Here is a 12525-nt window from a genome sequence, read left to right as displayed (position 1 = left end):
CGGCGGTCATGGCGGAGGGGAAACGCCCGGTCACATTCCGAACCCGGAAGCTAAGCCCTCCAGCGCCGATGGTACTGCACTCGGGAGGGTGTGGGAGAGTAGGACACCGCCGGACAACCTTTCCAGTCGAGGGCCGCCCCATCCGGGTCGGCCCTCGACTGCGTCGCGCCGTGGGTGGCGCAATTAGGAAGGATGTACCTGTGAGTTCAGGACCGCAGGGCGGAGACCGTCCGCGATACGAAGACCGCTCCGACCGTCCCCAGGGGCGGGACGCCGGCCCCCGCCGAGACGACCGTCCCCCGTACCGTGGCGACCGCGACGACCGCGGTGCCTCGCGGGGTGGACCCCGGGGCGGCGATCGGCGCGAAGGCGGTTTCCGGTCGGCCCCGCGTACCGGTGACTCCCGCCCAGGTGGTTTCCGTCGCGACGGTGATTCCCGCGACGGTGGTTTCCGTGGTGGCGACCGCCGTGAGGGTGGTTTCCGCCGCGACGGTGACGCGCCACGAAACGGTGGTTTCCGTGGTGGGGACCGTCGTGAGGGTGGCTTCTCCGGTGAGCGTCGTGAGGGTGGTTTCCGGTCGGGTCCGCGTGATGGTGACTCGCGGCCTGGTGGTTTCCGTCGCGATGGTGATTCCCGTGAGGGTGGTTTCCGGGGCGGGGACCGTCGTGACGATTCGCGTGGTGACCGTGGTGGTTTCCGGTCGGGCCCGCGTGAAGGTGGCTTCCGGGGCGGCGACTCCCGCGAGGGCGGTTTCCGGGGTGGCGACCGCCGTGAGGGTGGTTTCCGGTCGGGTCCGCGTGACGGTGACTCCCGGCCCGGTGGCTTCCGTCGTGACGGTGACTCCCGCGAGGGCGGCTTCCGGGGCGGTGACCGCCGTGAGGGTGGCTTCCGTGGTGGGGACCGCCGTGAGGGCGGCTTCTCCGGTGAGCGTCGTGAGGGTGGTTTCCGATCGGGTCCGCGTGACGGCGACTCGCGGCCCGGTGGCTTCCGTCGCGATGGTGATTCGCGTGAGGGTGGTTTCCGGGGCGGGGACCGTCGTGACGATTCGCGTGGTGACCGTGGTGGTTTCCGGTCGGGCCCGCGTGAAGGTGGCTTCCGGGGCGGCGACTCCCGCGGTGGCGACTCCCGTGAGGGCGGTTTCCGGTCGGGTCCGCGTGACAGCGACTCCCGCCCAGGTGGCTTCCGTCGTGACGGTGACTCCCGTGAGGGCGGTTTCCGTGGTGGCGACCGTCGTGAGGGTGGTTTTCGGTCGGGTCCGCGTGACGGTGACTCCCGGCCCGGTGGTTTCCGTCGGGACGGTGATTCGCGTGAGGGTGGTTTCCGGGGCGGGGACCGTCGTGACGATTCGCGTGGTGACCGTGGTGGCTTCCGGTCGGGCCCGCGTGAAGGTGGTTTCCGGGGCGGCGACTCCCGCGAGGGCGGCTTCCGCGGCGGCGACCGTCGGCCCGGTGGCTTCGGCGGAGATCGCCGTGAGGGCGGTTTCCGTGGGGGCGACTCCCGTGAGGGTGGCTTCCGGGGCGGTGACCGCCGTGAGGGTGGTTTCCGTGGTGGGGACCGTCGTGAGGGCGGCTTCTCCGGTGAGCGTCGTGAGGGTGGTTTCCGGTCGGGTCCGCGTGACGGCGACTCCCGGCCCGGTGGCTTCCGTCGGGACGGTGACTCCCGTGAGGGCGGTTTCCGGGGCGGTGACCGTCGCGAGGGTGGCTTCCGAGGCGACGACTCGCGCGGCGGTGACCGTCGTGAGGGTGGTTTCCGGGGCGGCGAGCGCGGCGGTCACGACCGGCCGCGCCGGGACGACCAGCGGGGGGACGACCGCCGCCGGGAGGGCGGGTTCGGCCCCGACCGGGAGCGTCGGGACGAGAACGACGGCCGGGCGGTCGCGCCGGTGCTGCCGGACGAGATCTCCGCGAGTGACCTCGACACGGCCGTCCGGGCGGAGCTGCTGTCGTTGAACAAGCCGGTGGCGGAGACTGTCGCCCGGCACCTGGTCGCCACCGGTCAGCTGATCGACGAGGACCCGGCGGAGGCGTTGGCCCACGCGATGGCGGCCCGGCGGTTGGCCGCCCGGATCTCCGCCGTACGTGAGGCGGTCGGCCTGGCCGCGTACCACGCGGGGGAGTGGCAGACGGCGATCGCCGAGCTGCGTACGTACCACCGGATGACCGGCCTGCAGAGCCATCTGGCCGTGCTGGCCGACTGCGAGCGGGCGCTGGGGCGGCCGGAGCGGGCGATCGACCTGTTCCGGGGGGCCGACAACGACAAGCTCGACAAGGCTGTCGCGGTCGAACTGCTGATCGTCGCCGCAGGTGCCCGGGGTGACCTGGGGCAGAAGGACGCGGCGGTGGCGATGCTCCAGGTTCCGGAGCTGACCACCGAGGTGGCCGAGCCGTGGACCGCGCGGCTGCGGTACGCGTACGCCGACGCGCTGCTCGCGGTGGACCGCCGCGAGGAGGCCCGGGAGTGGTTCTCGCGGGCCGCCGACGTGGACACCGACGGGGAGACCGACGCGCCGGAGCGGCTGCTGGAACTCGACGGCGTGGTGATCGAGGGCGACGACGAGGACGACGAGCCGGTCGAGGGGGAGGCCACCGGCACGCTGCCGGCCGACCCGGACGCCGGGGCCCGGCGGACCGCCGACGAAGACGACGAAGACGAAGACGACGAAGACGTCGAGGCTCGCGACAGCCACGACGACGGTGACGAGGACGAGGACGAGGACGAGGGTGCCGCGCCGACTCGGCCGGACGCCGCCGAGGATGTCGGCGACGCCGACCGGGACGACCGTGCCGGTGACGACCTGCCTGCCGGTGCCGCACGGGACGCCGACGACGTCGCGGGTACCTCTGCGGACGACAGGCCCGACACCGTCGCCTCCCCGGCCACTGGCGTCGACGAGGCGACGGCCCCGGGTGGGGTGCGGCCGGTCGACGGCGCGGCGGAGGCGGAACAGCGATGACCGCAGTCGCCGGGGACCGGCTGATCGACGGGTACGCCCTGGTCGTCTTCGACCTGGACGGAGTGATCTACCTGATCGACCGGCCGATCCCCGGCGCGGTCGAGGCCCTGGGCGCGCTGCGGGCCGAGGGCCGGTCGGTGGCGTTCGCCACGAACAACGCCTCGCGGCGCTCCAGCGAGGTCGCCGACCTGCTCACCGGCATCGGCGTACCGGCTGAGCCGGCAGAGGTGCTCACCTCGGCCGCCGCCTCCGCGGAGCTGCTGCGGGACCGGCTGCCGGCCGGCGCGGCGGTGCTCGTCGTCGGTGCCGAGGCGCTGCGCGCCGAGATCAGCGCCGTCGGGCTCACCCCCGTCGACCGCGCCGACGCCGCGCCGGTCGCCGTCGTGCAGGGGTACGGCCCGCAGGTGGGCTGGGTGGACCTGGCCGAGGCGTCGGTGGCGATCCGGGCCGGGGCGACCTGGGTGGCCACCAACACGGACCGGACGCTGCCGAGTGGACGGGGCCCGCTGCCCGGCAACGGGTCGCTGGTGGCTGCCCTGCGGCACGCCCTGGACCGGGCGCCTGACGTGGTCGTCGGCAAGCCCGAGCCGGCGCTGTTCACCACGGCTGCCCGGCGTGCCGGCACCGGTCGTACGTTGGTGGTCGGTGACCGGCTGGACACCGACATCGAGGGTGCCCGCCGGGCCGGGCTGGACAGCCTGCTGGTGCTCACCGGCGTCAGCGACGTACCCGAGCTGTTGGGCGCCCCCGAGCAGCGGCGCCCGACCCACGTGGCGGCGGACCTGGCCGGGCTGTTCGATCCGACGGCGGTGGTCCGGGTTCCCGGCGCCCCGCAGGCCGGTGGATGGTCGGCGGTGGTGGTGGACGGTGCGGTGGAGCTGAGCGGTGCCGGCCGGCCGCTGGACGCGGTGGCCGTGCTGTGTGCGGTCGCCTGGGAAGCGGGCACCGGCGCGGACGTCCGTCCGGCCTCGCCGGAGGCGGAGCAGGCGTTGGCCGGGTTCGGCCTGGCCACCTGACGGCGCGCCGTCTGACGGCGCAGCGGGCCGGCACCGGGCATCGGTGCCGGCCCGCTCGTCGCCGGGCCGCAGCTCAGAGCAGCTTGCGCAGTTTCAGCAGGTCGAACGGGCTGGCCTTGATGGAGATCCGGCGGGCGGCGACGGCCTTGGTGACGTCGAGCTGGCCGTGCACCAGGGCGACCAGGTCGTCACTGGAGGTGACCAGGGCGATCTTCGCTTTCGGGTCGTCGCCGTCGGCGAGATCGACCAGCCGGCCGCCTTCGATCCGGCCGTGGAACGCGGTCTCCAGATCGGTGATCCGGCAGGCCAGGGTCCGGTCCAGATCGATCTTGCTGGACGCGCCGGCGTGCCGGTCCAACCGGTCGGCAAGATCCCGCAGGGCCTGTCGGCACTCGTCCACGCTTGCCACATCGTCTCCTTCGTACCCGCCACGCCGTTTTCCGGCACCGTACCGCAAGGGACGGCCCGGGGCGCCCGGTAGCGTGAGGGCCGCACACTGCCCCCGCGGAAGGACTTGAGTCATGCAGGACGCGTGGCGCGCCTACCTGGAGCTGGCCCTGGGCCTGACGGAGGCGCCCCGGAAGAGGGCCCAGGACGCCGCCCGGCGGTTGGCCGGCACGGGCGGCGCGACGGCCGTCCAGTTGCAGGCGCTCGCCGAGGAACTTCTCGCCACCGGCGCGGCGAACCGGGAGGCGCTGACCAAGCTGGTCCGCTTCGAGGTCGACCGGGCGCTGGGTGCGGTGGGGCTGGCGACGGCCGACGAGGTCGCCGAGCTGACCCGCCGGGTGCACGAGCTGGAACGGCAGCTCCGTGAGGCGAAGGGCGGACCGGGCGGGTCGCCGGTCGGTGACGCGGCACCGGACACGACCGTACCGCCGACCGGCGGGGCCGGTACGGCCGGTGACACGGGGGTGGGGTCCGGGGCCGCTGCGGCGGCCGGGCCGGCTCCCGCGACGGTGGCCGACGCGGCGGCCGGGACCGCCCGGGCGTCGACCGGGGTCGTGGCGAAGAAGGCCGTCGCCAAGAAGGCGGTGGCGAAGAAGGCGGTGACCCCGACGACGGTGGCGACGACCGCCCCGAAGGCGGTGGCGAAGAAGGCGGTCGCCAAGAAGGCGGTGGCGAAGAAGGCCGGGCCGGCGGCGGACGCGGTCGCGCCGGCCGCCCGGTCGACCGGAGCCGACCGGGGTGCTCCCCGGCCCGGGAAGGGGACTTCTGGCCACGACGGCTCCGGTGGTGCCGGGTGAGCCGTCGCGTGGGGAGCCGGTCGTGACCGGCCCGTTTCGCCCCGGTCCGCCACCCGTCGGGACGCCCGGCCCGCCCGCCGGTCGTCCCGGCCCGTCGGGGGCCGGAACACCAGGCCCGCCGCCGGCCGGTCGCCCCGGTCCGCCGACTGCCCGGCCGGGGCCGCCGCCCGCCGGCCGGCCCGGTCCGCCGCCGGTCGTCGGGCGCGACGACGAGGTCGACGACGCCCGGCATCCGGCCGTGGACGCCGCCGTGCGGGCGATGGCCAACGCCGAGGGCCTGTCCCCGGCCGACCAGATCGCGCAGTACGAGGCGGCGTACCAGACGTTGCGGGAAACCCTCGCCACCATCGATCAGACCTGACCGGAGAGAACCACCCCCATGGCACGTCGTACCCGGCTCGACGCCGAACTCGTCCGTCGCGGCCTGGCCCGGTCCCGGGAGCAGGCCGGCGCGCTGATCGAGGCCGGTCGGGTCCAGTTGCGCGGGGTGACCGCGCGCAAGGCCGCCGCGATGGTCGACCCGGCCGATCCGCTGCTGGTGACCGGGGCGGACCCGATCGACGAGTACGTCTCCCGGGGTGGGCACAAGCTGGCCGGCGCGCTGGCCGCCTTCGGTCCCGGCGGGTTGCGGGTGGCGGGCCGGCGGTGCCTGGACGCCGGGGCGTCGACCGGGGGGTTCACCGACGTGCTGTTGCGCGCCGACGCGGCCGAGGTGGTCGCGGTGGACGTCGGCTACGGGCAGCTCGCCTGGTCGCTGCGGACCGACGAACGGGTACGGGCGATGGACCGGACCAACGTGCGGACGCTGACGCCGGAGGTGATCGGTGGGGCGGTGGATCTGACCGTGGCGGACCTGTCGTTCATCTCCCTGCGGTTGGTGCTGCCCGCGCTGGCGGGCTGTACCCGTACCGATGGGGATCTGGCGCTGATGGTCAAGCCGCAGTTCGAGGTGGGCAGGGAGCGGGTCGGCGCGGGTGGGGTGGTGCGTGATCCGGCGCTGCGGGCCGAGGCGGTGCTGGACGTGGCGGCGGCGGCGGCCGGGCTCGGGCTGGGGCTTGCGGACGTGGCGGCCAGTCCGCTGCCGGGGCCGAGTGGCAACGTGGAGTTCTTCGTGTGGTTGCGCCGGGACGCGCCGCCGGCCGATCCCGGGCGGGTGCGCGCCGTGGTGGACGCCGGGCCGAACGGCCCCGGGCCGGACCCGGAGTCGGGGAAGGTGGCAGGGTGAGCGTGGTGGGTGGCGTCGGGACGGTGTCCCGCGAGGGCGGACGGGAGGCGGGTCCGGTGGACCTCGACGATGGTGGGGCTGGCCGGGCGCGGCGCGGGCGGTGGCACCGGTGAGCCGGACTGCCCTGTTGGTGACGCACACCGGGCGGCGGCGCAGCACCGAGCATGCCCGGGCGGTCGCCGCCGACCTGATCGCGGCCGGTTTCGAGGTGCGGGTGGTGGCCGAGGAGGCCGATGATCTCGACCTGCCCGGGGTGGTGCCGGTGGACGGTCTGCAGGCGGCGGAGGGTGCCGAGATCGTCTTCGCGCTCGGTGGGGACGGCACGTTCCTGCGGGCGGCGGAGCTGGCCCGGCCGGCGAAGGTGCCGCTGCTCGGGATCAACCTGGGCAAGGTGGGTTTCCTGGCCGAGGCCGAGATCGACGATCTCGACACGGCGGTGCGGGACGTGGTGGGGCGCAACTACACGGTGGACGAGCGGCTCACCCTCGACGTCACGGCCGAGTTCGAGGGTGGCCCGACGATCGAGTCGTGGGCGCTCAACGAGATCAGCGTCGAGAAGGGCGAGCGGGCCCAGATGCTGGAGTTGCTTGTCGACGTGGACGGTCGCCCGCTGTCCCGGTACGGCTGCGACGGTGTGGTGTGCGCCACGCCGACCGGGTCGACGGCGTACGCGTTCTCCGGTGGGGGGCCGGTGGTCTGGCCGGAGGTGGAGGCGCTGCTGTTGGTGCCGATCAGCGCGCACGCGCTGTTCAGTCGGCCGCTGGTGACCGCGCCGACGTCCACGTTCGTCATCACGGTCGATCCGTTCACCACGTTGGCGGTGCTGTGTTGTGACGGCCGGCGGGTCTACGACCTGCCGCCGGGGGCGACGGTGACGGTGCGCCGGGGTGCGTTGCCGGTGCGGGTGGTGCGGTTGCGGGACCGGCCGTTCACCGACCGGCTGGTGGCGAAGTTCGATCTGCCGGTGCAGGGTTGGCGCGGTAGTCGCCGCTGATCGGGCCGGTGCGGGTGTCCGTGGTCACCTGCGGGGCCGTCGACCAGCGGTGCGGTGCCGGTGGCGGGCGGGTGGAGGATTTCCTGCCGGTGTGGTGCCCCGTGCCGGCTGGTCAACTGTCGCAGCACGCGTCTACTGTCGGGTGCTGTGCTGGAAGAGCTGCGGATCACCGGACTGGGCGTCATCGAGGACACCACCCTGCCGCTGGCCGGCGGGATGAACGTCATCACCGGTGAGACCGGTGCCGGCAAGACGATGGTGGTGACCGGTCTCGGCCTGCTGTTCGGCGGGCGGGCCGACGCGGGTCGGGTGCGGGCCGCGCCGGGGCGGGCAGTGGTCGAGGGGCGGTTGCGGCTCGGCGGTCGGGTGGCCGACGTGGTGCACGCCCGGATCGTGGACGCCGGTGGTGGGCCGGACGACGACGGTTCGCTGCTGATGAGCCGGACGGTGACGGTGGAGGGCCGTTCGCGGGCGCACCTGGGTGGCCGGAGCATGCCGGTGTCGATGCTCGGTGAGGTCGGCGAGCAGGTGGTGGCGGTGCACGGCCAGTCCGACCAGCTGCGGTTGCTGCGGCCGGCCGAGCAGCGGGGGGCGTTGGACCGGTTCGCCGGGCCGGGGCACGAGAAGCTGGTGGACGCGCTGCGGGAGGCGTACGGGCGGTGGCGGCAGGTGGTCGACGACCTGGCTGACCGGCGCAGTAACGCCCGTGCCCGGCACCAGGAGGCCGATCTGCTGCGGTTGGGCCTCGACGAGATCACCCGGGTCGATCCGCAGCCGGGTGAGGACGACGAGTTGAAGGCCGAGGCGCAGCGGCTGGAGCATGCCGAGGGGCTGCGGACGGCGGCGCAGCTGGCGCATCTGTGTGTGGCCGGTGGGGTGGAGGCGGCCGACGACACGCCGGATGCGACGGCGCTGCTGGGCACGGCCCGGCGGACCCTGGAGGCACAGGCGGGCACCGATCCGGCGTTGGGTGAGTTGGCGGGCCGGTTGGAGGAGGCGGCCACCCTGGTGGCGGACGTGTCGGCGGAGCTGTCGACGTATCTTGCGGCGTTGGATGCCGACCCGGCCCGGTTGCAGACGATCTATGAGCGGCGGGCCGCGTTGCGGGCGTTGACCCGTAAGTACGCCGATGACGTCGACGGGGTGATCGCGTGGGCGGAGCGGGCCCGGACCCGGCTGTCCGACCTGGACACCTCCGACGAGCTGCTCGACGAGCTGGACCGGGAGGCGCAGCGCCTGGCCGGTGAGGTGGCTGAGTTGGCGGGGCGGTTGTCGGCGTCCCGGCAGGAGGCGGCGGTGCGGTTCGCCGAGCAGGTGACGGTGGAGTTGGCGGGGTTGGCGATGCCGCACGCGCGGATCGAGGTGGCGGTGCTGCCCCGGCCGGCCGGGCGGTCGGAGCCGACGTTGCCGGTCAACGGGGTGCAGTGCGGGGTCGGTCCGGATGGTGCCGACGAGGTGGAGTTGCGGTTGCTGGCGCATCCGGGTGCGCCGTCGTTGCCGTTGCAGCGGGGTGCCTCCGGGGGTGAGCTGTCGCGGGTGATGCTCGCGATCGAGGTGGTGTTCGCGGGGTCGGGTGGTCCGCCGACGCTGGTGTTCGACGAGGTTGACGCGGGTGTGGGTGGGCAGGCGGCGGTGGAGATCGGTAGGCGGTTGGCCCGGTTGGCGCGTAGTCACCAGGTGTTGGTGGTGACGCATCTGCCGCAGGTGGCGGCGTTCGCCGATCGGCACCTGGTGGTGGCGAAGGACACCGGGGGTGCGGTGACGACCAGTGGGGTGCGGGTGGTGGAGGACACCGAGCGGGCCCGGGAGTTGGCGCGGATGCTCGCGGGTTTGCCGGATTCGGATCTGGGTATCGCGCATGCCGAGGAGCTGCTGGCCGTTGCGGCGAAGGAAAGGCGGCCCTGAGGGCAACGATTGTGAGCGGAGGCACACCGGCCTGCGCTCTGGTGTGCTTCCCTGGGTAGGCGGCCCTGCTCAGGCATGTCGCGACGAAAATGCCTGCCTCCCATGCCAGGATGGTCACGATGCGTCTACCCACGTTGCGCCGGGCCCGGAACGCGGAACCGGACTCAGTTCTCGGCACCGCACGTCTGGATCGCCGTACCAAGCGGCTGGTCGGCCGGCTCCGCCCCGGTGACATCGCGGTGATCGATCATGTCGATCTGGACCGGGTGGCGGCCGATTCGCTGGTCGCGGTCGGTGTCGCGGCGGTGCTCAACGCCAAGCCGTCGGTGTCGGGCCGGTATCCGAACCTCGGTCCGGAGGTGCTGATCGGTGCCGGCATCGTGTTGCTGGACGACCTCGGCGAGGGGGTGTTCGAGCGGATCCGGGAGGGTGACACCGTCCGGATCGAGGGCAACACCGTCTTCCTGGGCGACGAGCCGGTCGCGCACGGTGACCTCCAGGATGCCGAGTCGGTCGCCAAGGCGATGTCGGATGCCCGGGAGGGTCTGTCGGTGCAGTTGGAGGCGTTCGCCGCCAACACGATGGACTACCTGCGTCAGGAGCGGGACCTGCTGCTCGACGGGGTGGGTGTTCCCGAGATCCAGACCCCGGTGCAGGGGCGGCACTGTCTGATCGTGGTCCGGGGTTACGACTACAAGGCCGACCTGGACGTGCTGCGCCCGTACATCCGGGAGTTCAAGCCGGTGTTGATCGGCGTGGACGGCGGGGCGGACGCGCTGGTCGAGGCGGGGTACACCCCCGACATGATCATCGGGGACATGGATTCGGTCACCGACGACGTGTTGCGGTGCGGCGCCGAGGTGATCGTGCACGCCTACCCGGACGGCCGGGCGCCGGGTCTGGCCCGGGTCAACGGGCTCGGGGTGCCGGCGATCACCTTCCCGGCCGCCGCGACCAGCGAGGACCTGGCGATGCTGCTGGCCGACGAGAAGGGTGCCTCGCTGCTGGTCGCGGTGGGCACCCACGCCACGCTCGTGGAGTTCCTGGACAAGGGGCGTGGGGGGATGGCCTCGACGTTCCTCACCCGGTTGAAGGTCGGTGGGAAGCTGGTGGACGCCAAGGGGGTGAGCCGGCTGTACCGGCAGAGCATCTCCGGGTCGTCGCTGCTGCTGCTGGTCCTGTCGGCGATCGCCGCGATGGCGTCGGCCGTGGCGGTCTCCACCGTCGGCAAGGCGTATTTGGGTGTGGTCTCCGAGTGGTGGGACAATTTCGTGTTCCAGCTCGGCCAGCTCTTCTAGCTCCCGACCGATCAAGAGGCTGCAAGCGTGATCAACTTCCGGTACCACGTGGTGTCCCTGACCGCGGTCTTCCTGGCGTTGGCGATCGGCCTGGTGGTCGGCACGGCCGCCCTCAACGGGCCGGTCGCCGACTCGCTCAAGGAGACCGTCAACTCGCTGCGCAAGGACAACCAGCAGATGCGGCAGTCGGTCAACAGTCTTCAGAAGGAACTGGACATGGAGGAGGACTTCGCCGCCGAGATGGCGCTGATCATCCTCCCGGGCAAGTTGACCGGCAAGCGGGTCATGGTGCTCAGCCTGCCGACCGGGCGGGAGCACACCGAGGGTGTGCTGAAGATGCTCCAGACCGCCGGGGCCACCGTCACCGGTCGGGTCGACATCCAGGACAAGTTCGTCAACCCGGACAACAACACCGGCCTGATGGAGTTGGCCGTCACCGCCGCCCGGCCCACCGCCCCCGCCTCGGCGCTGCCCGGCAACGGCAACGGGGTGGAGACCTCCAGCGCCCTGCTGGCCAGCGTCCTGCTCGACCGGCCGCAGGGCACCCCGCCGGTGACCGACGCCGACCGGCGGGCGGTGCTGGCCGCGTACGTCAACGCCGGCTACCTGACCAGCGAGGAGAAGGTCACCGGCCCGGCCGAGGCCGTGGTGGTGGTCAGCGGGCAGCCGTACGTCGACAAGGACTCGGCGAAGAAGGACGAGTCGGTGGTGAAGATCGCCGAGCAGTTCGACCGGACCGGCGCGATCGTCGTCGGCGGCAACGGTTCCGCCGGCGGCAACCTGGTGGCCGTGGTCCGGGGCGACCCGGTGCTCGCCCAGACCATCTCCACCGTCGACAACGCCAACACCGTGCAGGGGCAGCTGGTCACCAGCCTGGCCCTGGTGCAACAGCTCACCGAGAAGCGTACGGGTCAGTACGGCGTCGGCGACAACGCCACGTTGGTGCCTAGACTGCCCCAGTGAACGAACCACGTACCCCGGTGACCGGTTACCACCCGTCCGCGCCGTCCGGCGGTGCCGCATGAGCGGGATCGGGCGGCTGCTCGCCGCCGCCGCCGGTGCCGCCGCGGCCCGGTACGCGCTGCGGGAGGCCCGTACCTCCCCGGCGGGGCCGGCGTTGGAACGCACCAACTTCCGGGGCCGTACCGTCAGTCTCGCCGCCGGGCCGGCGCTGGCCGTCGGTGCGTCCGGCGCGGGGGCGCTCGGCGCGGCCAGCGTCCCGGCCGGCGCGGCGGTGCTCGTCGCCGGTCTCGGCTCCGGCGCGGTGGGCCTCTACGACGACGTGGTGGGTGCCCGCCCGGAGCAGAAGGCCGCCAAGGGTTTCGCCGGTCACCTCGCCGCCCTGCGGGCCGGCCGGGTCACCGCCGGCATGGTCAAGGTCGCCGGGGTGGGTGCGGCCGGGCTCGCCGCGGCCGTGCTGCTCGCCGCCGACCCGAAGGTCGCCGCGCACCCCCGCCGGCAGCGCCACGGCGCACTCGGCCGCACCGTCGACGTGCTGCTCGGCGCGGGCGTGGTCGCCGGCACCGCCAACCTGCTCAACCTGCTGGACCTGCGTCCCGGTCGGGCGTTGAAGTCCGGGGTTCTGCTCGGTGTGCCGCTGGCCGGTGGCCCGCACGCCGGTATCGCCGCCGGTGCGGTCGGTGCCGCCGCCGGGCTGCTCGACGAGGACCTCGGTGAGCGGGTGATGATCGGCGACAGCGGGGCCAACGCGCTCGGCGCGCTGCTCGGGGTGGCCCTGGCCGCCCGCAGCGGCCCGCTCGGCCGGGCCGGTCTGCTCGCGGTCCTCGCGGGTCTCACCGCGGCCAGCGAGAAGGTCAGCTTCACGGCGGTCATCCAGCGCACCCCGGTGCTGCGGGAACTCGACGCGCTGGGCCGGCGATCCGACTGAC

Annotated in this window: 12 protein-coding genes and 1 rRNA gene; 11 read left to right on the top strand and 2 right to left on the bottom strand. The window is 73.4% G+C overall.

All coding sequences use genetic code 11. The annotated features are described in order from the left end of the window. Positions 1 to 115: ribosomal RNA gene (rrf, locus tag JQX11_RS31765) — 5S ribosomal RNA — on the top strand; the annotation flags it as partial. Between the two features lie 91 nt (positions 116 to 206). Here rrf and JQX11_RS33255 read toward each other — a convergent pair. Continuing rightward, a complete protein-coding gene (locus JQX11_RS33255) occupies positions 207 to 1775 on the bottom strand; it encodes a hypothetical protein (protein ID WP_204928608.1) in 1569 nt (522 codons plus the stop codon). 108 nt (positions 1776 to 1883) lie between these two features. Between JQX11_RS33255 and JQX11_RS32840 the strand changes: the two genes are divergently transcribed. Together JQX11_RS32840 and JQX11_RS31750 are read left to right on the top strand one after the other, a co-directional pair. After that, on the top strand, positions 1884 to 2954 hold the full coding sequence (locus JQX11_RS32840) for a Replicase polyprotein 1ab (RefSeq protein WP_307826476.1): 1071 nt from the start codon (positions 1884 to 1886) through the stop codon (positions 2952 to 2954). Continuing rightward, the gene (locus JQX11_RS31750) at positions 2951 to 3970 is read left to right on the top strand and encodes an HAD-IIA family hydrolase (protein ID WP_204928607.1); all 1020 of its coding nucleotides are present in this window, start codon (positions 2951 to 2953) and stop codon (positions 3968 to 3970) included. Before JQX11_RS32840 ends, JQX11_RS31750 begins: the two co-directional genes overlap by 4 nt. Before the next feature lie 73 nt (positions 3971 to 4043). On the opposite strand, the gene JQX11_RS31745 is transcribed toward JQX11_RS31750, so the two are convergent. Continuing rightward, positions 4044 to 4379 (bottom strand): SCP2 sterol-binding domain-containing protein, encoded by a 336-nt coding sequence (locus JQX11_RS31745; RefSeq protein WP_204928606.1) that lies wholly within the window; start codon positions 4377 to 4379, stop codon positions 4044 to 4046. Between the two features lie 112 nt (positions 4380 to 4491). On the opposite strand from JQX11_RS31745, the gene JQX11_RS31740 reads away from it, so the two are divergent. From JQX11_RS31740 to JQX11_RS31705, 8 genes are all read left to right on the top strand, one after another. Next, a complete protein-coding gene (locus tag JQX11_RS31740) occupies positions 4492 to 5214 on the top strand; it encodes a phasin family protein (RefSeq protein WP_232378979.1) in 723 nt (240 codons plus the stop codon). Between the two features lie 22 nt (positions 5215 to 5236). Next, positions 5237 to 5575, top strand: a complete 339-nt coding sequence (locus JQX11_RS31735) for a hypothetical protein (RefSeq protein ID WP_204928610.1) — start codon at positions 5237 to 5239, stop codon at positions 5573 to 5575. Between the two features lie 18 nt (positions 5576 to 5593). After that, on the top strand, positions 5594 to 6439 hold the full coding sequence (locus JQX11_RS31730; protein ID WP_204928605.1) for a TlyA family RNA methyltransferase: 846 nt from the start codon (positions 5594 to 5596) through the stop codon (positions 6437 to 6439). Between the two features lie 109 nt (positions 6440 to 6548). Further along, a complete protein-coding gene (locus JQX11_RS31725; RefSeq protein WP_204928604.1) occupies positions 6549 to 7433 on the top strand; it encodes an NAD kinase in 885 nt (294 codons plus the stop codon). Positions 7434 to 7580: 147 nt separating this feature from the next. Further along, entirely contained in the window at positions 7581 to 9338 is a 1758-nt protein-coding gene (gene recN / locus JQX11_RS31720) for a DNA repair protein RecN (protein ID WP_204928603.1), read from the top strand. Between the two features lie 119 nt (positions 9339 to 9457). Then, complete coding sequence (gene steA, locus JQX11_RS31715; RefSeq protein WP_204928602.1) at positions 9458 to 10636, top strand: putative cytokinetic ring protein SteA; 1179 nt, start codon at positions 9458 to 9460, stop codon at positions 10634 to 10636. Positions 10637 to 10663: 27 nt separating this feature from the next. Continuing rightward, positions 10664 to 11599, top strand: a complete 936-nt coding sequence (locus JQX11_RS31710; RefSeq protein ID WP_204928601.1) for a copper transporter — start codon at positions 10664 to 10666, stop codon at positions 11597 to 11599. A gap of 58 nt (positions 11600 to 11657) precedes the next feature. Beyond that, the gene (locus tag JQX11_RS31705; protein ID WP_204928600.1) at positions 11658 to 12524 is read left to right on the top strand and encodes a hypothetical protein; all 867 of its coding nucleotides are present in this window, start codon (positions 11658 to 11660) and stop codon (positions 12522 to 12524) included. Position 12525: the final 1 nt, after the last annotated feature.

Source organism: Micromonospora humida (assembly GCF_016901255.1).
Lineage (GTDB): Bacteria > Actinomycetota > Actinomycetes > Mycobacteriales > Micromonosporaceae > Micromonospora > Micromonospora wenchangensis.
This window is presented reverse-complemented; position numbering and strand designations above follow the sequence as displayed.